The organism is Streptomyces sp. NPDC051907 (assembly GCF_040681075.1).
Taxonomy (GTDB): domain Bacteria; phylum Actinomycetota; class Actinomycetes; order Streptomycetales; family Streptomycetaceae; genus Streptomyces.
The window spans coordinates 64,360-82,943 of the sequence record NZ_JBFAYB010000029.1; the positions used below are offsets into that span (position 1 = coordinate 64,360).

At 72.6% G+C, this 18,584-nt stretch carries 18 protein-coding genes and 1 riboswitch; of the genes, 14 read left to right on the top strand and 4 right to left on the bottom strand.

Annotated elements, in window-relative coordinates:
- Positions 1-89: 89 nt before the first annotated feature.
- Entirely contained in the window at positions 90-1,307 is a 1,218-nt protein-coding gene (locus AB0M39_RS17840; RefSeq protein ID WP_365365245.1) for an MFS transporter, read from the bottom strand.
- 109 nt (positions 1,308-1,416) lie between these two features.
- On the opposite strand from AB0M39_RS17840, the gene AB0M39_RS17845 reads away from it, so the two are divergent.
- The 11 genes from AB0M39_RS17845 to AB0M39_RS17895 all read left to right on the top strand — a co-directional run bounded on the left by AB0M39_RS17845 (position 1,417) and on the right by AB0M39_RS17895 (position 11,712).
- A complete protein-coding gene (locus tag AB0M39_RS17845; protein WP_365365247.1) occupies positions 1,417-2,583 on the top strand; it encodes an ROK family transcriptional regulator in 1,167 nt (388 codons plus the stop codon).
- A gap of 299 nt (positions 2,584-2,882) precedes the next feature.
- Positions 2,883-3,013, top strand: a riboswitch (FMN riboswitch).
- A gap of 152 nt (positions 3,014-3,165) precedes the next feature.
- Positions 3,166-4,239 carry a bifunctional diaminohydroxyphosphoribosylaminopyrimidine deaminase/5-amino-6-(5-phosphoribosylamino)uracil reductase RibD gene (gene ribD, locus AB0M39_RS17850; RefSeq protein WP_365365249.1) on the top strand — a complete coding sequence of 358 codons (1,074 nt, stop codon included), beginning with the start codon at positions 3,166-3,168 and terminating at the stop codon, positions 4,237-4,239.
- Positions 4,240-4,241: 2 nt separating this feature from the next.
- A complete protein-coding gene (locus tag AB0M39_RS17855) occupies positions 4,242-4,850 on the top strand; it encodes a riboflavin synthase (RefSeq protein ID WP_365365251.1) in 609 nt (202 codons plus the stop codon).
- Complete coding sequence (locus AB0M39_RS17860) at positions 4,847-5,500, top strand: nicotinamide mononucleotide transporter family protein (RefSeq protein WP_365365253.1); 654 nt, start codon at positions 4,847-4,849, stop codon at positions 5,498-5,500. Before AB0M39_RS17855 ends, AB0M39_RS17860 begins: the two co-directional genes overlap by 4 nt.
- The gene (locus AB0M39_RS17865; protein ID WP_365365255.1) at positions 5,497-6,786 is read left to right on the top strand and encodes a bifunctional 3,4-dihydroxy-2-butanone-4-phosphate synthase/GTP cyclohydrolase II; all 1,290 of its coding nucleotides are present in this window, start codon (positions 5,497-5,499) and stop codon (positions 6,784-6,786) included. The genes AB0M39_RS17860 and AB0M39_RS17865 overlap by 4 nt, the downstream gene beginning before the upstream one ends.
- Positions 6,787-6,853: 67 nt before the next feature.
- Positions 6,854-7,339 (top strand): 6,7-dimethyl-8-ribityllumazine synthase, encoded by a 486-nt coding sequence (gene ribH / locus AB0M39_RS17870; RefSeq protein ID WP_365365257.1) that lies wholly within the window; start codon positions 6,854-6,856, stop codon positions 7,337-7,339.
- A 33-nt stretch (positions 7,340-7,372) separates the two neighbouring features.
- On the top strand, positions 7,373-7,645 hold the full coding sequence (locus AB0M39_RS17875) for a phosphoribosyl-ATP diphosphatase (RefSeq protein ID WP_142215995.1): 273 nt from the start codon (positions 7,373-7,375) through the stop codon (positions 7,643-7,645).
- A gap of 85 nt (positions 7,646-7,730) precedes the next feature.
- Positions 7,731-8,588 (top strand): ATP phosphoribosyltransferase, encoded by an 858-nt coding sequence (gene hisG, locus AB0M39_RS17880; protein ID WP_365365260.1) that lies wholly within the window; start codon positions 7,731-7,733, stop codon positions 8,586-8,588.
- A gap of 15 nt (positions 8,589-8,603) precedes the next feature.
- Positions 8,604-9,065, top strand: a complete 462-nt coding sequence (locus AB0M39_RS17885; protein WP_365365262.1) for a PH domain-containing protein — start codon at positions 8,604-8,606, stop codon at positions 9,063-9,065.
- Positions 9,066-9,289: 224 nt separating this feature from the next.
- Positions 9,290-10,630 (top strand): hemolysin family protein, encoded by a 1,341-nt coding sequence (locus tag AB0M39_RS17890; RefSeq protein ID WP_365365264.1) that lies wholly within the window; start codon positions 9,290-9,292, stop codon positions 10,628-10,630.
- Positions 10,627-11,712: a hemolysin family protein gene (locus tag AB0M39_RS17895; RefSeq protein WP_365365266.1), complete on the top strand. Its 1,086-nt coding sequence runs from the start codon at positions 10,627-10,629 to the stop codon at positions 11,710-11,712. The genes AB0M39_RS17890 and AB0M39_RS17895 overlap by 4 nt, the downstream gene beginning before the upstream one ends.
- 2 nt (positions 11,713-11,714) lie before the next feature.
- On the opposite strand, the gene AB0M39_RS17900 is transcribed toward AB0M39_RS17895, so the two are convergent.
- Positions 11,715-13,619: an AAA family ATPase gene (locus AB0M39_RS17900; RefSeq protein ID WP_365365268.1), complete on the bottom strand. Its 1,905-nt coding sequence runs from the start codon at positions 13,617-13,619 to the stop codon at positions 11,715-11,717.
- Between the two features lie 369 nt (positions 13,620-13,988).
- Positions 13,989-14,642, bottom strand: a complete 654-nt coding sequence (locus AB0M39_RS17905) for a hypothetical protein (RefSeq protein WP_365365270.1) — start codon at positions 14,640-14,642, stop codon at positions 13,989-13,991.
- Positions 14,643-14,837: 195 nt separating this feature from the next.
- On the opposite strand from AB0M39_RS17905, the gene AB0M39_RS17910 reads away from it, so the two are divergent.
- From AB0M39_RS17910 to AB0M39_RS17920, 3 genes are all read left to right on the top strand, one after another.
- The gene (locus AB0M39_RS17910; protein WP_365365272.1) at positions 14,838-16,193 is read left to right on the top strand and encodes a peptidase C39 family protein; all 1,356 of its coding nucleotides are present in this window, start codon (positions 14,838-14,840) and stop codon (positions 16,191-16,193) included.
- 136 nt (positions 16,194-16,329) lie between these two features.
- On the top strand, positions 16,330-16,479 hold the full coding sequence (locus tag AB0M39_RS17915) for an SCO1431 family membrane protein (protein ID WP_365365274.1): 150 nt from the start codon (positions 16,330-16,332) through the stop codon (positions 16,477-16,479).
- 181 nt (positions 16,480-16,660) lie between these two features.
- Positions 16,661-17,299: a TetR/AcrR family transcriptional regulator gene (locus AB0M39_RS17920; protein ID WP_365365276.1), complete on the top strand. Its 639-nt coding sequence runs from the start codon at positions 16,661-16,663 to the stop codon at positions 17,297-17,299.
- Between the two features lie 136 nt (positions 17,300-17,435).
- Here the strand turns inward: AB0M39_RS17920 and AB0M39_RS17925 are convergent.
- Positions 17,436-18,584 (bottom strand): glycoside hydrolase family 18 protein (locus AB0M39_RS17925; RefSeq protein WP_365365278.1); only part of this gene is annotated, 1,149 nt, incomplete at its 5' end.

Genomic DNA, 18,584 nt, shown 5'->3' on the forward strand with positions numbered 1-18,584 from the left:
AATTAAGCCTCGCCGGCGATTGAGGCGCGGGGTCCGGGGCAGCGCCCCGCAAGCACCCGCACCCGCACTCGCACCCACCCCACCCCCTCCTACCGCCGCTCCACCAGCGACCTCCCCGCCGACCCCGACCTCCCCCTCGCTCCCTCCCGCTCCGCCGACCTCAGCACCCCCGCCCCGACGACCAGCCCCAGCGCCAGCAGCGTCACCAGGCCGAACGACACCACCAGGCTCGTCGCGTCCGCCACCGCCCCGATCGCCGACGGGGCGATCAGACCGGACGTGTACGTGATCGTGGCGACGCCCGCGATCGCCTGGCTGGGGTTCGGCCCGCTGCGCCCCGCCGCCGCGAAGGCCAGCGGCACGACGACGGCGACGCCCATCCCGATGAACGCGAACCCCGTCAGCGCCACCGCCGGATGCGGTGCGAAGACCACCAGCAGCCCGCCCGCCGTCGCCAGCACCCCGCCCGTGCGGACCGTCCGCACGGGACCGAAGCGGTCCACGATCCGGTCGCCGGCGAGTCGCGCGACCGTCATGGTCAGCGCGAAGGCCGTGGTCGAGGCGGCCGCGAGACCGGCGGAGGCGTCCAGCACGTCCCGCAGGTACACCGCCGACCAGTCCAGGCTCGCCCCCTCCGCGAACACCGCGCAGAACCCGATCGCGCCGATGACGATCGCCGACTTGGGCGGCAGGGCGAAGTGCGGCGGCGGCTCCGCGTCGGGGTGGCTGCGCAGATCCAGCACGCCCTGCGCCGCGAGCAGCCCGAGCACGGTCAGCACGCCGGCGGCGAGGGCGTGGTGCAGTCGCGCGTCGCTGCCCAGATGCGCGGCGAGCGTCCCGCCCGCCGACCCGATCAGCGCGCCCGCGCTCCACATGCCGTGCAGCCCGGACATGATCGAGCGGTCGAGGCGGTTCTCGATCTCGACGCCGAGGGCGTTCATGGCGACGTCCGACATGCCGGCGGTCGCGCCGTACACGAACAGCGCCGCGCAGAGCGCGGGCAGACTCGGCGCGAGGGACGGGAGGGTCAGCGAGAGGGTCCACAGCACGATCAGCCCGCGCAGCGCGTTGCGCGCGCCGAAGCGGTGGGTGATCGCCCCGGCCAGCGGCATCGCCACGGACGCGCCGAGCGCGGGGAAGGCCAGGGCGAGACCGAGCTGCCCGGCTCCGACGTCCGCGTGGTCCTGGATCCAGGGGATACGGGTGGCGAAGCTGCCGGTGACCGCGCCGTGCACACAGAAGACCGCGGCCACGGCGTACCGCGCCCGCTTCAGCTGGCTCGGCCCGAAGGCCGCTTCGTCTGCCATCTCTCCGCTTCCCTCCCCGGGTGACTGGAGCCGTAAACTATCAGGAACCCTGCCTGATAAATACCCTGCCTGATCAAGAGTGGACACCGCCGTCTGGAAGGATTCCGGCATGCCCGCATCGCCCAGTACCGCCCGGGTCATCAACGACCGGCTCGCCCTGAGACTGCTCCAGCAGGAGGGCCCGCTGACGGCAGGTCAGCTGAAGACGATGACCGGGCTCTCCCGGCCCACCGTCGCCGACCTGGTGGAGCGGCTCCAGGGGTCCGGACTGATCCAGGTCGTCGGCGAGGCGGGGGCGGAGCGGCGCGGGCCCAACGCCAGGCTGTACGGGATCGTCGCCGACCGCGCGCACCTCGCGGCGCTCGACGTGCGCACCCGGAGCGTCGGCGTCGTCGTCGCCGACCTGCTCGGCGTCACGCTCGCCGAGGCGTCGCTCCCCATCGGCAGCGACACCGACACCGAGCCCGCCGTCGAGCGGGCGGCGGCGCTGCTGGAGCGCACGGCCCAGGAGGCGGGCGCGCGGCGGCTGCACAGCGTCGGCATCGGCGCCCCCGGACTGATCGACCCGGTCACCGGCGAGCTGCGGGACACCACCGGTCTGCCCGCCTGGCACCGCCGGCTGGTCGCCGCGCTCCAGGAGCGGCTGCCCGCCCGGGTCGTCGTGGAGAACGAGACCAATCTGGCCGCCCTCGCCGAGCAGCGCGCCGGCGTGGCCCGCGACCGCGACACCTTCGTCTTCCTCTGGCTCGGCCACGGCGTCGGCGCGGCCCTCTTCCTGGACGGCAGGCTCCGCAGGGGCGCGTCGGGCGGCGCGGGGGAGATCGGGTTCCTGCCGGTCCCGGGCGTCCCGGGGACCCCCTCCGCGTCCGACTGCGAGGGCGGCTTCCACTCGCTGGCGGGCTCGGCGGCGATCTGCGCCCTCGCGGCGGAGCACGGAATCCGGGCCGAGGGCCCCGAGCCCAAGGCGGCGCAGGCGGTACGGGAGGCGGTGGCGGCCGGCCGGTCCGACTTCCTGGACGCCCTCGCCCAGCGGCTCGCCCTCGGCGTCGCCGCGGTCGCCGCGATCCTGGACCCGGGCTGCGTGGTCCTCGGCGGCGAAGTCGGCCACGCGGGCGGAGCGGAGGTGGCCTCCCGCGTCGAGGCGCGGCTGTCCGAGCTCTCGCCGCTGCGCACGGAGGTCCGCGCGGGCGCCCTGGGCGGCGCGGCGGTGCTGAGCGGCGCGCTGATCACCGCCCGCGAGACGGCTCAGAACGAGCTGTTCGCCGCGCGGACCTAGCTGCGCGGACCTAGCTGCGTGGACCCGGCCGTGCGGGCCCAGCGCGAGACCCGCGGACCGGGCGAGGCGCGTCGTGCGAGAGCCCGACGGCGGCAAGGGCCGGGACTCCGCCGCCGGGCGATCGACACCACCACGATCCGCGGAGGTGCCGCAGACACTAAAAGGACTAGACCAGAGCGTCAATAGCGCCGAACAGGACAACTCAAGGCATGCTCGTGCGCCAATCCTGTGAGCCAGCCCACAGCCCATCGCCCGCATGGCCTCTTGCCAGGCGTGGCACACTGGCCCTGTATCAGCAGCAGCGCACTCCGGGGTCGGTGTAATTCCGAACCGGCGGTTACAGTCCGCGACCCGTCCGCATCCAGCGGCCGGTTGACCAGGTGAAACTCCTGGACCGACGGTTAAAGTCCGGATGGGAGGCAGTGCGCGGCGGGCGACCTCGTTCTCGGTGCGCCGGCCGTCTCGCTGGTCGCCGTCCAAGGCGATCGGCGTCTTCGGCCTCGGCGTTCCCGTGCAGTCGTTCCGCTCTCTGTCGACATCGACAGGCCCCGGAGTCCGTGCCCGAAGAGGCAGGAGGATCCGGTGGCCACCGCAGCCGACGTGGACGCCATGCGCCGAGCCATCGCGCTCGCCGCTCGCGGACTCGGCGCCACCAGCCCCAACCCGGTCGTCGGGTGCGTCGTCGCCGACGCCTCCGGAGCGATCGTCGGCGAGGGCTTCCACCAGCGCGCCGGCGGCCCCCACGCCGAGGTCCACGCCCTGCGCGAGGCAGCCGGCCGAGCCCGCGGCGCCACCGCGTACGTCACCCTCGAACCCTGCAACCACACCGGCCGCACCGGACCCTGCGCCCAGGCCCTGACCGACGCCGGGGTCGCCCGCGTGGTCTACGCCGTCGCGGACCCCAACCCGCAGGCCACCGGGGGCGCCGACACCCTGCGCGCCGCCGGGATAGCGGTCGAGCAGGGGCTCCTCGAAGACGAGGCCGAGGCCGGCAACATCGCCTGGCTCACCTCCGTACGCCTCGGCCGCCCCTACGTCCTGTGGAAGTACGCCGCCACCCTCGACGGCCGTATCGCAGCAAAGGACGGCAGCAGCCGCTGGATCAGCTCGCCCGAGTCCCGCGCCGACGTCCACCGGCTGCGCGCCGAGGCCGACGCGGTGGTCGTCGGCGCCGGCACCGCCCGCGCCGACGACCCGCACCTCGCGGTGCGCGGCATCGACGGCGCCGTGCAGCCCCTGCGGGTCGTCGTCGACACGAACGCCGCCGCCGTCCGCCCCGGCGCGCGGGTCCTCGACGACGCCGCACCGACCCTGATCGCCGTCGCCGACGACGCCGTCAGCGAGCTCCCCGACGTCGTACGGCTGCCGAGGGCCGGGCGCGGACTGTCCGTGCCGGCCCTGCTGGACGCCCTCCACGAGCGCGGCGTCCGCTCCGTGCTCCTCGAAGGCGGCCCGACGCTGGCCGGCGCCTTCGTCGCCGCGGGCGCCGTCGACAAGGTCGTCGGCTATCTCGCGCCCGTACTCCTCGGCGCGGGCCCGACCGCCCTCGCCGACGCCTCCATCACCACGATCACCGAAGCGCTGCGGCTCGAGCTGACCGAGACCGTGCGCATCGGCCCCGATCTTCGTATCACTGCCACTGTCAAGGAGCGCTGAGCGTGTTCACCGGAATCGTCGAAGAGCTGGGCGAGGTCACCGCCGTCGAGAGGCTCGAGGACTCCTCCCGCTTCCGTCTGCGCGGACCCCTGGTCACCGAAGGCGCCAAGCACGGCGACTCCATCGCCGTCAACGGCGTCTGCCTCACGGTCGTCGACTGCGGCGAGGGCGAGTTCACCGCCGACGTGATGGCCGAGACCCTCAGCCGCTCCAGCCTCGGCGCGCTCGAGGCCGGCTCCCGCGTCAACCTGGAGCGGCCGATGGCCGTCGGCGACCGCCTCGGCGGGCACATCGTCCAGGGGCACGTCGACGGCACGGGCGCCATCGTCGAGCGCACGCCGTCCGAGAACTGGGAGATCGTCAAGGTCTCCCTCCCGGCCCATCTGACGCGCTACGTCGTCGAGAAGGGCTCGATCACCGTCGACGGCGTGAGCCTGACCGTCGTCGACGCGGGCCCCGACTACTTCACCATCAGCCTGATCCCGACCACGCTCGCCCTGACCACGCTCGGCGTCAAGCAGCCCGGCGACCCGGTCAACCTCGAGGTCGACGTCATCGCCAAGTACGTCGAGCGGCTGCTCGGCGACCGCGCCGAGGGGACCGCCCGGTGAGCGCCCTGTCGTGGCTGAACGCCGAGGCCTTCACGGCCTTCGGCCAGCACATCATGTGGTCCGACATGATCGGCAACACGATCGGTCTGATCGCCCTGGGCCTCGGCTGGCGGCGCTCCGTGCTCACCTGGCCCGCCCAGCTGCTCTCCGGCCTCATCCTCGTCGGCGCCTACGCCTCCGCCCAGCTCAGCGGCGGCGTCGGCAAGCAGCTGCTGGTCATCGGCGTCGCCCTGTGGGGCTGGCGCATGTGGTCCCGCGGCCGGCAGGAGGCCCAGGACGGCTCGATCGCCGTCCGCTTCGCCACCTGGCGCGAGCGCGGAGTGCTGCTCGCCGGCGCGGTGCTCGGCACCCTCGCCGTCGGCGGCCTCTTCACGCTCTACCCACAGCTTTCCTGGAGCCCGTGGGCCGACGCGTACATCTTCGTCGGCACGCTGGTCGCCATGGTCGCCCAGGCCCGCGGCCTGGTCGAGTTCTGGTTCGCCTGGCTGCTCGTCGACATCGTCGGCGTCCCTCTGGCGTTCCGCAGTGACCTGGCCTTCTCCGGCCTGGTCTACGTCGTCTACTTCGCGCTCGTCCTGTGGGGCATGCGCGACTGGTGGCTGCGCTCCCGAGCGAGCGCCCAGCCTGCCCTGGAAGGAGCGGCAGCATGACCACAGCACTGCCCACCTGGTACTCCACCGACAACGTCGAGGACCTCTCCCTCGACCCGGTGGAGCAGGCCATCCGCGACATCGCCGCCGGGCGGCCCGTCGTGGTCGTCGACGACGAGGACCGCGAGAACGAGGGCGACCTCGTCATCGCCGCCGAGAAGGCCACCCCCGAGATCATCGCGTTCATGATGAGCGAGTGCCGCGGCCTGATCTGCGCCCCCATGGAGAGCGACGAGCTGGAGCGCCTCGACCTGCCGCAGATGGTCGAGCGCAACACCGAGTCGATGCGGACGGCCTTCACCGTCTCCGTCGACGCGGGCCCCGCGTCCGGAGTGACCACCGGCATCTCCGCCGCCGACCGCGCCGTCACCCTGCGGATGCTGGCGAGCGGCGCGTGCGAGGCGTCCGACTTCGTGCGCCCCGGCCATATCTTCCCGCTGCGCGCCAAGCCCGGCGGCGTGCTGGTCCGCAACGGCCACACCGAGGCGGCCGTCGACCTGGCCCGGCTCGCCGGCCTGCGCCCGGCCGGCGCCATCGTGGAGATCGCGGGCGAGGACGGGGTGATGCTCCGGCTGCCCGACCTGATCCCGTTCGCCCGCAAGCACGGCCTGACGATCATCTCCATCGAGGACCTGATCGCCTACCGCCGCTCCTCGGAGCCGACCGTCAAGCGGGAGGCGGCCGTCGACCTGCCCACCGCCTTCGGCCGGTTCACCGCCTACGGCTACCGCTCCACCGTCGACGGCGTCGAGCACGTCGCGCTCGTCCACGGCGACGTCGGCGACGGCGAGGACGTGCTGGTGCGCGTCCACTCCGAGTGCCTGACCGGCGACATCTTCCACTCGCAGCGCTGCGACTGCGGACCCCAGCTCCAGGCGTCCATGGAGCACATCACCGCGGCGGGCCGCGGCGTCGTGGTCTACCTCCGCGGCCACGAGGGCCGGGGCATCGGGCTGCTGTCCAAGCTGCGCGCGTACGAGCTCCAGGAGCGCGGGCGCGACACCCTCGACGCCAACCTCGAGCTGGGGCTCCCCGCCGACGCCCGCGACTACGCCGCCGGCGCGCAGATCCTCGAGGACCTCGGCGTGCGCAGCCTGCGCCTGATGACCAACAACCCCGACAAGATCACCGCGCTCGTCCGCCACGGACTCACCGTCCACGGCCGCGAGCCGATGCCCGTCCAGGCGGGCGAGCACAATCTCCGGTACCTGCGCACCAAGCGGGACCGGATGGGACACGACCTGCCCTGGCTCGACGCCGCCGCGTCGGCCTGCGGCAACCAGTGACCCCGCACGCGCAACCCCGTACGAAGTCAGCACCGGCAGGTAAGCCGGGCCAGAGGAGACAAGAGACATGAGCGGCAAGGGTGCACCCGAACTGTCCGTCCGCAACTGCGGCGACCTGCGGGTGGCGGTGATCGCGGCCCAGTGGCACGAGAAGGTCATGGACGGCCTGGTCGACGGGGCTCTGCGCGCCCTGCACGAGCTGGGCATCGACGAGCCGACGCTGCTGCGCGTGCCGGGCAGCTTCGAGCTCCCGGTCGTCGCCAAGGTCCTGGCGGGCCGCGGCTACGACGCCGTCGTCGCGCTCGGCGTCGTCATCCGCGGCGGAACACCGCACTTCGACTATGTGTGCCAGGGCGTCACGGTCGGCCTCACCCAGGTCAGCGTGGAGACCGGAGTCCCCATCGGATTCGGCGTGCTGACCTGCGACACCGAGGAGCAGGCGCTCGACCGCGCCGGCATCGAGGGGTCGACCGAGGACAAGGGACACGAGGCGGTCACCGCCGCCGTCGCCACCGCGGCCACCCTGCGTTCAGTATCTGAACCCTGGCGCTGAGGAGAAGCCGCTTCCGCGTAGGGTGGGACCATCATGGCGAACAAAACCTTCGAAGAGCTCTTCGCCGAGCTGCAGCTCAAGGCCAAGAACGGCGACCCGGCCACATCCCGTACCGCCGAACTGGTGGACAAGGGCGTGCATGCCATCGGCAAGAAGGTCGTCGAGGAGGCCGCCGAGGTGTGGATGGCCGCCGAGTACGAGGGCAAGGAAGCCGCCGCCGAGGAGATCTCGCAGCTGCTGTACCACGTCCAGGTGATGATGGTCGCCCGCGGGATCTCCCTCGACGACGTCTACGCCCACCTCTGAGCACCGCCGCACACGCACCCGCGACACAGACGCACCCCGCGACACAGACAGAACCGAACACTCCCACGCAAAGGAAGCTCATCCCATGCTGCGCATCGCCGTCCCCAACAAGGGTTCACTGTCCGGACCTGCGTCGGCGATGCTCCATGAGGCCGGCTACCAGCAGCGCAAGGAGTCCAAGGAGCTCGTCCTGGTCGACCCCGAGAACGAGGTCGAGTTCTTCTATCTGCGCCCGCGCGACATCGCCATCTACGTCAGCTCCGGCCGGCTCGACATCGGCATCACCGGCCGCGACCTGCTGCTGGACTCCGGCGCCAACGCCGAGGAGATCCTCCAGCTCGGCTTCGCCCGCTCCACCTTCCGCTACGCCACCAAGCCCGGCACCGCCGCCGGCGTCGGCGACTTCGACGGAATGACGATCGCCACCTCCTACGAGGGCATCGTCGCCAAGCACCTCGCCGACAACGGCATCGACGCCTCCGTCGTCCACCTCGACGGCGCGGTCGAGACCGCCATCGAGCTCGGCGTCGCCCAGGTCATCGCCGACGTCGTGGAGACCGGCACCAGCCTGCGCAACGCCGGCCTCGAAGTCATCGGCGAGCCGATCCTCACCTCCGAGGCCGTCGTCATCCGCCGCGCCGGCATCCGCGCCGAAGAGGCCGAGGACCCCAAGGTGCAGCAGTTCCTGCGCCGCCTCCAGGGCGTCCTGGTCGCCCGCAGCTACGTGATGATGGACTACGACTGCCGGGTCGAGCACCTCGAGCAGGCCGTCGCCCTCACCCCGGGCCTCGAGTCCCCGACCATCTCGCCCCTGCACCACGAGGGCTGGGTCGCCGTCCGCTCCATGGTGGCCGCCAAGGAAGCCCAGCGGATCATGGACGACCTGTACGAGCTGGGCGCGCGCGCCATCCTCACCACGGCCATCCACGCCTGCCGCCTCTGAAGGACGCCCGCTGCCATGCCCGCCCCCGCGCCGCCCCGACTGCCCGCGCTCCCCGTCACGTTCAGGCCGACCCGCACCCGGATCGTCCTGCTGAGCGTCGGCTCGCTGATGTTCGCCGTGATCACCGCGGTCGCCCTGCTGCTGGAGAAGCTGAGCGCGGGGGAGCGGAGCAGCTTCGTCTTCACCGCGCTGCTCTTCTTCGGCGTCCTCGCCCTGCTGAGCCGGCCCAAGGTCGTCGCCGACGACCGAGGCGTCACCGTCGTCAATCTCACCCGAACGCGCCGACTCGAGTGGGCTGAGATCCTCCGGGTGAACCTCCGGCCCGGCGACCCCTGGGTCTTCCTCGACCTGAGCGACGGCACCAGCCTGCCCGTGCTCGGCATCCAGCCGGGCATCGCCAAGGCCCAGGCCATCGGCGACGCCCGCGCGCTGCGCGCGCTCGCCGAGGCCCACGGCACCCGTCCCGACGCGGACTGAGCCCCCGTCGGGGCGCGGTTGAGACGCGTACCACGCGGCGATGCCCCTGCCGCGCGGGCGGCCGGCTTGATTACTCTGGTGGCGGCGGCGCCGAGCGCGCCCCGCCCCGCACCACACGGGCCACCGCGGCCCGCGGGGCACCTGCGACCCGAGGAGTGACTCCCTCCAGCAATGGACGGATCGTCCGGTAGTACCTGCGCCGCCCCCTCCAAGGAGGCGGCGGCATGATCATCCCCCTACTGCTGCTCGCCGCGGCATTCCTGTTGATCCTCGCCAACGGCTTCTTCGTGGCAGCCGAGTTCGGCCTGGTCACGGTGGAGCGAGCCGACGCCGAGCGCGCCGCCGCCGAGGGCGACCGCCGCGCCCGCCGCGTCGTCACCGCGCTGCGGGAGCTGTCCTTCCAGCTCTCCGGCACCCAGCTCGGCATCACCATCACCTCGCTCGTGGTCGGCATGCTGGCGCAGCCCGCGCTGGTCCAGCTGCTCGACGGGCCGATGGCCGCCACCGGGCTCCCCGAAGGAGCCGTCGCCGGGGTCTGCGCGGTGATCGGCATGCTGCTCGCCTCCGCCGTCCAGATGGTGGTCGGCGAGCTCGTCCCCAAGAACTGGGCGGTCTCCCGCCCGTTGCAGGTCGCGCGGTTCGTCGCCGGCCCGCAGCATCTGTTCTCGACGGTGTTCCGCCCGGTCATCACCGGGCTCAACGCCGTCGCCAACCGACTCGTGCGGATGGCGGGAGTCGAGCCCGCCGAGGAGCTGGCCTCCGCCCGCACCCCCGGCGAGCTGGTCTCCCTCGCCCGCCACTCGGCGCGGGCCGGCGCCCTGGAGCAGGACACCGCCGACCTGTTCGTCCGCACCCTCTCGCTCGGGCGCCTCACGGCGCAGCATGTGATGACCCCCCGGGTGAAGATGAGCGCCCTGCAGAGCGACGCCATGGCGGCTGACGTCCTCAACCTCACGCGCGCCACCGGCCTTTCGCGCTTCCCCGTCTACCGGGAGCGCATCGACGAGATCGTCGGCATGGTCCACCTCAAGGACGCCCTCGCCGTGCCCGCCGCGGACCGGCTGCGCACCGCGGTGGACCAGATCGCCGTCCCGCCGCTGCTGGTGCCCGAGACGCTGCCCGTGCAACAGCTGCTGGAGCGGCTGCGCAGCGAGCAGCCCATCGCGGTCGTGGTGGACGAGTACGGCGGCACCGCCGGGGTCGTCACCCTCGAGGACATCGTCGAGGAGCTCGTCGGCGAGGTCCGCGACGAGCACGACCACGAGCAGGACGCCCGGCCCGAGCTCGCCCCCGCGGCCCCCGAGGACGGCAACCCCGCCTGGGACGCCGACGGCAGCTGCCGGGTGCTGACCCTGCGGCGGATAGGCCTCGACGTGCCGGACGGCCCGTACGAGACCGTGGCCGGCCTCGTCGCCGACCTGCTGGGCCGCATCCCCGCCCCCGGCGACCGGGCCGAGCTGCCCGGCTGGCGGCTCTCGGTGCGCCAGGTGGACCGCTACCGCGCCGAGCGGGTGCGCCTGGTGCGCACCGCCGACGTGCCGGCGTTGACGGAGGCCGCCCGGTGAGCGCCCTCCAACTCCTGTTCGCGCTGCTTCTGGTGGTCGCGAACGGGTTCTTCGTCGGGGCGGAGTTCGCCCTCGTGTCCGTGCGCCGCAGTCAGATCGAGCCGCTGGCCGCCGCGGGCTCCGCGCGCGCCCGGCAGGTGCTGCACGGGCTGGAGAACCTGCCGCAGATGATGGCGGCCGCGCAGTTCGGCATCACCGTCTGCTCGCTCACGCTCGGCGCGGTCGCCGAGCCGACCGTGGCGCATCTGCTGGAGCCGGTTTTCCACGCCGCCCGTGTGCCGCAGGGGCTGGTCCATCCCCTGGGCTATGTGATCGCCCTGGCCGTCGTGGTCTTCCTGCACCTCGTGGTCGGCGAGATGCTCCCGAAGAACCTGGCGATGGCCGCCCCCGAGAAGACCGCGCTCTGGCTCAGCCCGGGCCTGGTCGGCTTCGCCCGGCTGTGCCGTCCGGTCACGGCGGGGCTCGGCGCCTGCGCGCAGCTGGTGCTGCGGGTCTTCGGCGTCGAGCCGAAGGACGAGGTGGAGGCGGTCTTCACCAGCGCCCAGCTGGGCCGGCTGGTGGAGGACTCCCGGCAGGCCGGTCTGCTGGACCCGGCCGAGCAGGAGCGACTGGAGGACGTGCTGGAGCTGGGCAGCCGCCCGGTGACCGATGTGCTGATCCCGCGCGCCACGCTGGTGACGGTCGCCCCCTCGGTGACCCCGCACCAGATCGAGGAGCTGACGGTGCGCACCGGGTACTCCCGCTTCCCGGTGTGCGCGGAGGGCGGCGGAGCGTTCATGGGCTATCTGCACGTCAAGGACGTACTGGACCTGGAGGACGGCGAGCGGGCCGTTCCCCAGCACGTATGGCGGCCCATGGCGACGCTGCGGGCCGAGCTCCCGCTGGACGACGCCCTCACCGTGATGCGCCGGGCGGCCACCCATCTCGCACAGGTCGCCGACCCGTCCGGGCGGGTGCTGGGGCTGGTCGCCCTGGAGGACGTCCTGGAGAAGCTGGTCGGCGAGGTCCGCGACCCGGCCCACCGGGCGCCCTCGCCGCGCGCGCCGAAGCCGGCGCCGCGGGACGGCGCGCTGGTCGGCTGAGGTCAGCCCAGCGGAGGATCTGTCGGGCCCCGGTCGACCGGACCGCGGCCCGACAGCACCTCCCCGTACGCCTGCATCAGATCGGGCAGCCGCAGGGTGGACAGATCCTCGCGGGTCGGCGTGCCCGGATAGCCCGACAGCCGCAGGTCCCGGTAGGCGCAGCTCTTCTCGTACAGCGTGCGCAGAAAGCGGCCGTTGCCCAGCTCGTCGATCCAGCCCTGGTCGACGACATGGCCGCTGATGGAGCGCAGCTCCTCGCGGACCTCTTCGTCCCACACGTCGCCGTTCTCGGCGGCCAGCACCTCGCCGATCGCGGTCAGCTCGAGAGGGCGGTACGAGGGGAAGTCGACGCGGGTGGTGAACCGGGAGGAGAGGCCGGGGTTGGTCGCCAGCAGCCGGTCCATGCCCTCGGGGTAGCCGGCGAGGATGACGACCAGGTGGTCTCTGTTGTCCTCGGCGCGCTTGAGGAGCACCTGGAGGGCCTCGTCGCCGTACGCGTCGCCTTTGGTGTAGCCGGAGTTGGAGAGGCTGTACGCCTCGTCCACGAACAGCACCCCGCCCAGCGCCGAGTCGATCAGCTCGTTCGCCTTCACCGCGGTCTGACCGAGGAACTCCCCGACCAGGTCAGCCCGTTGGGCCTCCACCAGATGGTCGCCCCCGAGCAGGCCCAGCGCGTAGAAGACCCGGCCGAGGATGCGGGCGACGGTGGTCTTGCCGGTGCCAGAGGGGCCGGAGAAGACAAAGTGACGTTTCGGCGGCTGCACCGGAAGCCCCTGGCCGGCTCGGAGCCGCGCCATCTCCAGCTGCGCCGACAACGCTTTGACCTGCCGCTTCACCGGCTCCAGGCCGACCATCCGCTCCAGCTCCGCGAGCGCCTCGGCGAGCAGCACCGGGTCGGTGGGGCCCGCGGGGAACTGCGGGGGAGCGGGCTTCGGGGGCACCGCGGCCTTGTGCCGTACGCTCTCGGGCGGCGGCGCCGGGACCGAGCCGGGCAGCTGGGCGCCGGGGTCGGGCCCGAGCCGCGGCTCGCCCGCGAGCGCGCTCTCCGCCTCTGCCTGCGCGTCCACGACGTCCTGGCCGACGCCGGCCAGGGACACGGCGGCGAGCCCGGCCGCCTCGTCGTAGCCCTCGTATCCGTCGATCCCGTCGTAGTCCGCGATGGCCGCGAGCCGGGCGGAGGTGTCCATGAACGCCGGGTCGATCCGGTGCACCGCCCGGTACAGCGGCAGGGCCGCCGCGCTGCGGCCGGTGCCCTCGTGCGCTCGCGCCAGCCAGTACCGCAGCTCCTTGCGCTGCGGCTGCTCGCTGCGGCAGCGCATCAGCGCGGCGGACAGCAGCGGCTCCGCCTGTCCGTACATCTCCAGCCGGACCCGGGCCATGCCGCCGAACAGCCCGGCCTCGATGCCCAGCAGCGGGTCGTTGACCAGCGGCTCGGTGTGGCGTACGAGCTGCTCCCAGTCCTTGACCAGATAGGCCCGGCAGGCGTGCAGAAAGCGCACCTGCGGATCGGCGTCCACCGGCGGCAGCCCGGCCAACGCCCGGTCCAGCTCCGGCACATGGCGGCCGTCGAGCCAGTGCGAGGCGTGCGCGAGCAGCAGATCGCGGGGGCTCTCCAGCACCGGCTGGACCCACCAGCCGAGCCAGTACCAGGAGTTGAGGGTGCGGCGGTGGCGGGCGCGCTGCTGGCCGAAGCGCTCGCGGCCGCGGTACATGCGCAGTAGGGCGGTGGTGGTGTCGACCCTCAGGGCGTGCAGGCCCAGCCAGCCGTCCGCCATCCCGGGGTCCAGCCGCACGGCGGCCTTGAACTCCTCCTCCGCCTGCGGGTAGGCGCCCATGGTGTAGGCGTCCACGCCCCGTACCCAGGCGAGATCGGCCGGTGTCGGCGCGCCCTGCGTGCCGCTGTCCATAGGGTCCCCCATATCCCCCCACAAACCGTGCACCTGTGTGTCCCGCCGGGCGGACGCCCGTCGGCAGCGTACTGAACAACCTTGCCGTGGACGGGAATTGACCCACCGAGAGGCATCGTACCTGCGCATAGGGGTGGCGACTAAGACCGCGGCGAACGACCCGGCGGCGGTGACCCAGGGTGAGCGAGGGGCGGGGCGCGGCACGGGGGCGGCGGAGGTGAGGGCAGAACGAAGCCCCCGATCACGGGGGAACAACCGGGGGCTTCGCGTCTGCGGCGACTTCGAAAAGCCGCACATTGAGAACGTAAGACCTGTACGCCCCCTCGGTCAAGCAGAGTTGAGGCACTCTTGAGTCCGATTTCCGACTGCTCAGTATGGTGGGCCAGGGCACTCACGCTCTGTGATGGCTTGAATCGAACGCGCTGTCTGTGCAGGTCCCGGCAGCCATTCGTACCCCTCTTGGCACTCACGTACCAGCGTCTGTGCGAACGGACGAGAGGGGTCGCCGGAGAAATGGCGGGTCTCCGCCACGGTCCAGCCGTCCCAGAAACCGGAGAGCTCGCTTCCGTCCCGGCGCCGTCCGCGCGCCCAGGACTCCTCGGCGCTCCGCTCCATCCACAGCAGCCTGGCCAGATACGGTCGCAGCGCCCGCCGGCCCGCCCCCACGCCCTCGATCAGCACCACCGGGGCGGCCTCGAGAACGCGCGGCCCGCCGAAGCGGCGCAGACTCCAGTCGTACGGGTCGTAGCGCGCGCTCTCGCCGCGCGCGAGCGGCTCGACGACCTGGGCGAGCATCCGCTCCGTCCAGGCGAAGAGCTCCTCGTGGGTCGCCAGGTCGTCGAGGTGCAGCACCGGGACCGCCCCAGCCGCCGGATCGACCTCGCCGAGGGCCGCGGCCAGCCGCGCCGCGAACGTGCTCTTGCCCGAGCCGGCGTGGCCGTCGACCGCCACCAGCCGCACCGGGCCGCACGAGGGCGCGAGCGCGCGCAGGGCGGCCGCCTGCCGGCGGAGGTCGTCGTCCATGAGGACACCCTAGGAGACACGCCGAGGCGCGGCGGCTCCGCCGCAGGTCATCGCCCTGGGCCGGGCGTCGGGGAGTCGGCGGGCGGACCGAGCGCCGACAGAGACTCGTCGCGCGACGCGGTCCCGGGTGCTGGCAGAAGCCCGCCGCGAACCGGGATAGTTGCCCCACTGTCGCGTACCTGACTTGGGGGTCCCATGGCCAGAGAGACTTCGCGCAGAACCGTCCTGGGCGCCGCCATCGCGGCGGCCGCGGGCGCGGGCGCGCTGAGCACGACCGCCTCCGCCGCGCCGCCCGGGGAGTCGGCCGCCGCGGGCCGCAGGCCCCTGGTGGACAACCGCTTCTGGTCCACCTGCACCGACTGGCGGTTCGGCGCCTCCGACGGCACGCGCGCGGTCGCCGGCCGTCGCCCCGCCGTCGTGATCGCCCACGCCGCGGGCCGCACCGACTACACCGACCCGCACACCGGAAAGAAGGCGACCTGGGAGTACGCCACCTGGACCTCGCCCGTCCACCGGTCCCAGACGCCCGCGACCGAGGTCATCGTCTCCTGGAACGCCCACACCCCGGCCGGCACCTGGCTCCAGGCGGAGCTGCGCGGCCGCTACTCCGACGGCACGCACACGCCGTGGTTCACGATGGGCCGCTGGGCGTCCGGCGACACGGACATCCGGCGCACCTCGGTCGACGACCAGAGCGACGGCAAGGCCAGCGTCTGGACCGACACCTTCGCGATCGACGACGCGGCGAGCGGGCTGCGCCTGGACTCCTACCGGCTGCGGCTGACCCTCTACCGCAAGCCCGGCACCCGTCTGACGCCGACCGTCTGGCGGCTCGGCGCGATGGCCTCGGACGTCCCCGACCGCTTCGGCGTGCCCGCGTCGAAGCCCGCGCTCGCCCGGGAGCTGCCCGTGCCGCGCTACTCGCAGAACACGCACGTCGGGCAGTACCCGGAGTACGACAACGGCGGCGAGGCCTGGTGCAGCCCCACCTCCTCGCAGATGATCGTCGAGTACTGGGGTCGCAAGCCCAGCAAGGCCGAGCTGGCCTGGGTCAATCCCGCCTTCGAGGACCCCCAGGTCTGCCACGCGGCGCGGTTCACCTTCGACTACCAGTACGACGGCTGCGGGAACTGGCCCTTCAACGCCGCCTACGCCGCCTCCTACCCCGACATGAACGCGGTGGTCACCCGGCTCTCCTCGCTCACGGACCTGGAGACCCTCGTCCGGGCCGGCATCCCGGCCATAACGTCGCAGTCCTTCCGCAAGGAGGAGCTGACCGGCGCGGGCTACGGCACCGCCGGGCATCTGATGACCGTGGTCGGCTTCACCGCCGAGGGCGATGTGATCGCCAACGACCCGGCATCGCCCAGCAACCAGGCCGTGCGCCGCGTCTACCGGCGCGCGGAGTGGGAGAAGATCTGGCTCCGCACCAAGCGCCACAACGCGAGCGGCGCTGTGGTCTCCGGCACAGGCGGCGTCTGCTACCTCTACTGGCCCGCCCACCCGACAGACGCTCAACGACGGGCTCTGGCGGCCGTCGGCATCCACTGAGGCACAAGCCGGCCGCCGGGGGCAGTGACGTACGTCTCTACCCCCGCGGCCGGTGTCGCTGGCACTGTGGTCGGGTCACCCGGGGGACCCGCACCCTGCACGAGCCCCTCTGCAGGCCGACCGAGCGAGACGCACCATGACTTCCACCGCCACGACCGCCGGCCGCGCCGGCGCCCGTACGCGCACCGGCGGCCCCGAGGACGGCTCCAAGGTCCTCGAGCACTTCCTCGGCTGGACCCTCGTCGTCGTGCTCGCCATGCTCGTCACCCAGATCGGCCTGCTCTAGCCGCCGAGAGCCGCCGGGCGGACCTCGGCCCCTGCGACGTCAGCCCCCCACGCACGCCCGTCCCGCCGGGCAAGGGGGGAATGTGCGCAGGTCTGCCATACTGCGGAGATCCTGTGGCAGTTGAGGACTAGGGCGCAATTTGAATAATAGTCAACAGCGCGGCACCACTGAACGATCTCAGGTGCGGCGCTCGGAACTCATCGCAACCGGGCGGAAGCTGTTCGCCGACACGTCGTACGACGCCCTGTCGATGGACGACATCGCCAAGCACGCCGGGGTCGCCAAGGGCCTGATCTACTACTACTTCAAGAGCAAGCGCGGCTACTACCTGGCGATCATCGAGGACTCGGTGGCCGACCTCGTCTCGCGCGCGGCCGGCGACACCGATCTGCCGCGCGTGGAGCGCGTGCACCAGACGATCGACGGCTATCTGCGCTACGCCCAGCACCATCAGGCCGCGTTCCGCACCATCGTCACGGGAGGCGTCGGCTTCGACGCCCAGGTGCAGTCCGTGCGTGACGCGGTGCGCGAGGAGCTGATAGCGACCATCGCCGAAGGCGCGTACGGCCGGCGGGAGATACCCGTGCTCGCGAGGATCGCCCTGCTCGGCTGGCTCAGCAGCGTCGAGGGGATCGCGCTCGACTGGCTCGGGCACCAGGAGCTGGAGCGCGACACCGTGTGCGCGCTGCTGATACGGATGCTGCGGGCCACGCTCAGCACGATCGAGGAGTTCGAGCCGGACTGCCCGCAGCCGCCGCGCGAGCCGATGCCGATACCGACGCAGGTCCCGTCGCAGGCGTCCGGGCGCGTCGAGGCGTAGGGAAGCGGGCGGGAGAGCGGCGGGCGGGTGCGCGGGAAGGGGCGGGGCGCCTCTGCCGTGCGCACCCGCCCGCCCGTGTCCCTGTGCACCGGCCCCCTCTCGGCTGCCGTCGCCGGCGCGCGGCCTGCCCGGCGGACTATCTGATGGCCTTGATCAGCTCGCCGTCGGCGGTGTCCCCGCTGAGCTCCCAGAAGAAGGCGCCGCCCAGACCCTGCTGGTCCTTGTAGTCCATCTTCCCGGCGATGGCGGCGGGGGTGTCATAGCTCCACCACTGGCTGCCGCAGTGCGCGTACGCCGTCCCCGCGACGGTCCCGTTCGCGGGGCACCTGGTCTTGAGCTCCTTGTAGTCGTCGATGCCCTGCTCGTACCGGCCCGGGGCCGGTCCGGTCGCCGTGCCGCCGGGCGCCTTCTGCGTCACGCCCGTCCAGCCGCGGCCGTAGAAGCCGATGCCGAGCAGCAGCTTGGACGAGGGGATGCCGAGGCTCTTGAGCTTCTTGATCGCCGCGTCGCTGTCGAAGCCCTGCCGCGGGATGCCGGGGTAGGACGTGAGCGGCGAGTGCGCAGCGGTGGGCCCCTGGGGAGCCCATGCGCCGAAGAAGTCGTACGTCATCGGGTTGTACCAGTCGACGTACTGCGCCGCGCCCGCGTAGTCCGCCGCGTCAATCTTGCCGCCGGGGGAGGCGTCCGCGGTGATGGCCGCCGTGACCAGGTTCAAGGCGCCGAACCTGGCGCGCAGCGCGGACATCAGGTTCTTGAAGGAATCGCGCCCGCTGGCGTCGCAGCTCAGGCCGCAGGAGTTGGGGTACTCCCAGTCGACGTCGATGCCGTCGAAGACGTCGGCCCAGCGGGGGTCCTCGACGAGCTGGTAGCAGGAGTCCGCGAAGGCCGCCGGGTCGGCGGCCGCCCGGCCGAAGCCGCCGGACCAGGTCCAGCCGCCGAAGGACCAGAGGACCTTGAGGTTCGGGTGCAGCCTCTTGAGCTTGCGCAGCTGGTTGAAGCTGCCGCGCAGCGGCTGGTCCCGGCCGTCCGCGACGCCGTCCACGCTCTGGGCGGCGGCGTAGGACTTCTCATAGTCGGCGAAGGCGTCGCCGACGGTGCACTTGCCGCCCTGGACGTTGCCGAAGGCGTAGTTGACATGCGTCAGCCTGGCCGCGGACCCGGACGTCTGGATGTTCTTGACGTGGTAGTCGCGGTCGTACACGCCCCATTCGGTGAAGTAGCCGATCACCTTCTTCCCGGCGGCGGCCGGGGCCGCGGCGGCAGCAGGCTGGGCGACGGGCCGAGC

Excerpts from the sequence above, each read along its gene's own strand:
- AB0M39_RS17840 (WP_365365245.1), bottom strand. The coding sequence starts at position 1,307 with ATGGCAGACGAAGCGGCCTTCGGGCCGAGCCAGCTGAAGCGGGCGCGG.
- AB0M39_RS17845 (WP_365365247.1), top strand. The coding sequence starts at position 1,417 with ATGCCCGCATCGCCCAGTACCGCCCGGGTCATCAACGACCGGCTCGCC.
- AB0M39_RS17865 (WP_365365255.1), top strand. The coding sequence starts at position 5,497 with ATGACCACAGCACTGCCCACCTGGTACTCCACCGACAACGTCGAGGAC.
- ribH (WP_365365257.1), top strand. The coding sequence starts at position 6,854 with ATGAGCGGCAAGGGTGCACCCGAACTGTCCGTCCGCAACTGCGGCGAC.
- AB0M39_RS17875 (WP_142215995.1), top strand. The coding sequence starts at position 7,373 with ATGGCGAACAAAACCTTCGAAGAGCTCTTCGCCGAGCTGCAGCTCAAG.
- hisG (WP_365365260.1), top strand. The coding sequence starts at position 7,731 with ATGCTGCGCATCGCCGTCCCCAACAAGGGTTCACTGTCCGGACCTGCG.
- AB0M39_RS17885 (WP_365365262.1), top strand. The coding sequence starts at position 8,604 with ATGCCCGCCCCCGCGCCGCCCCGACTGCCCGCGCTCCCCGTCACGTTC.
- AB0M39_RS17890 (WP_365365264.1), top strand. The coding sequence starts at position 9,290 with ATGATCATCCCCCTACTGCTGCTCGCCGCGGCATTCCTGTTGATCCTC.
- AB0M39_RS17900 (WP_365365268.1), bottom strand. The coding sequence starts at position 13,619 with ATGGACAGCGGCACGCAGGGCGCGCCGACACCGGCCGATCTCGCCTGG.
- AB0M39_RS17905 (WP_365365270.1), bottom strand. The coding sequence starts at position 14,642 with ATGGACGACGACCTCCGCCGGCAGGCGGCCGCCCTGCGCGCGCTCGCG.
- AB0M39_RS17910 (WP_365365272.1), top strand. The coding sequence starts at position 14,838 with ATGGCCAGAGAGACTTCGCGCAGAACCGTCCTGGGCGCCGCCATCGCG.
- AB0M39_RS17915 (WP_365365274.1), top strand. The coding sequence starts at position 16,330 with ATGACTTCCACCGCCACGACCGCCGGCCGCGCCGGCGCCCGTACGCGC.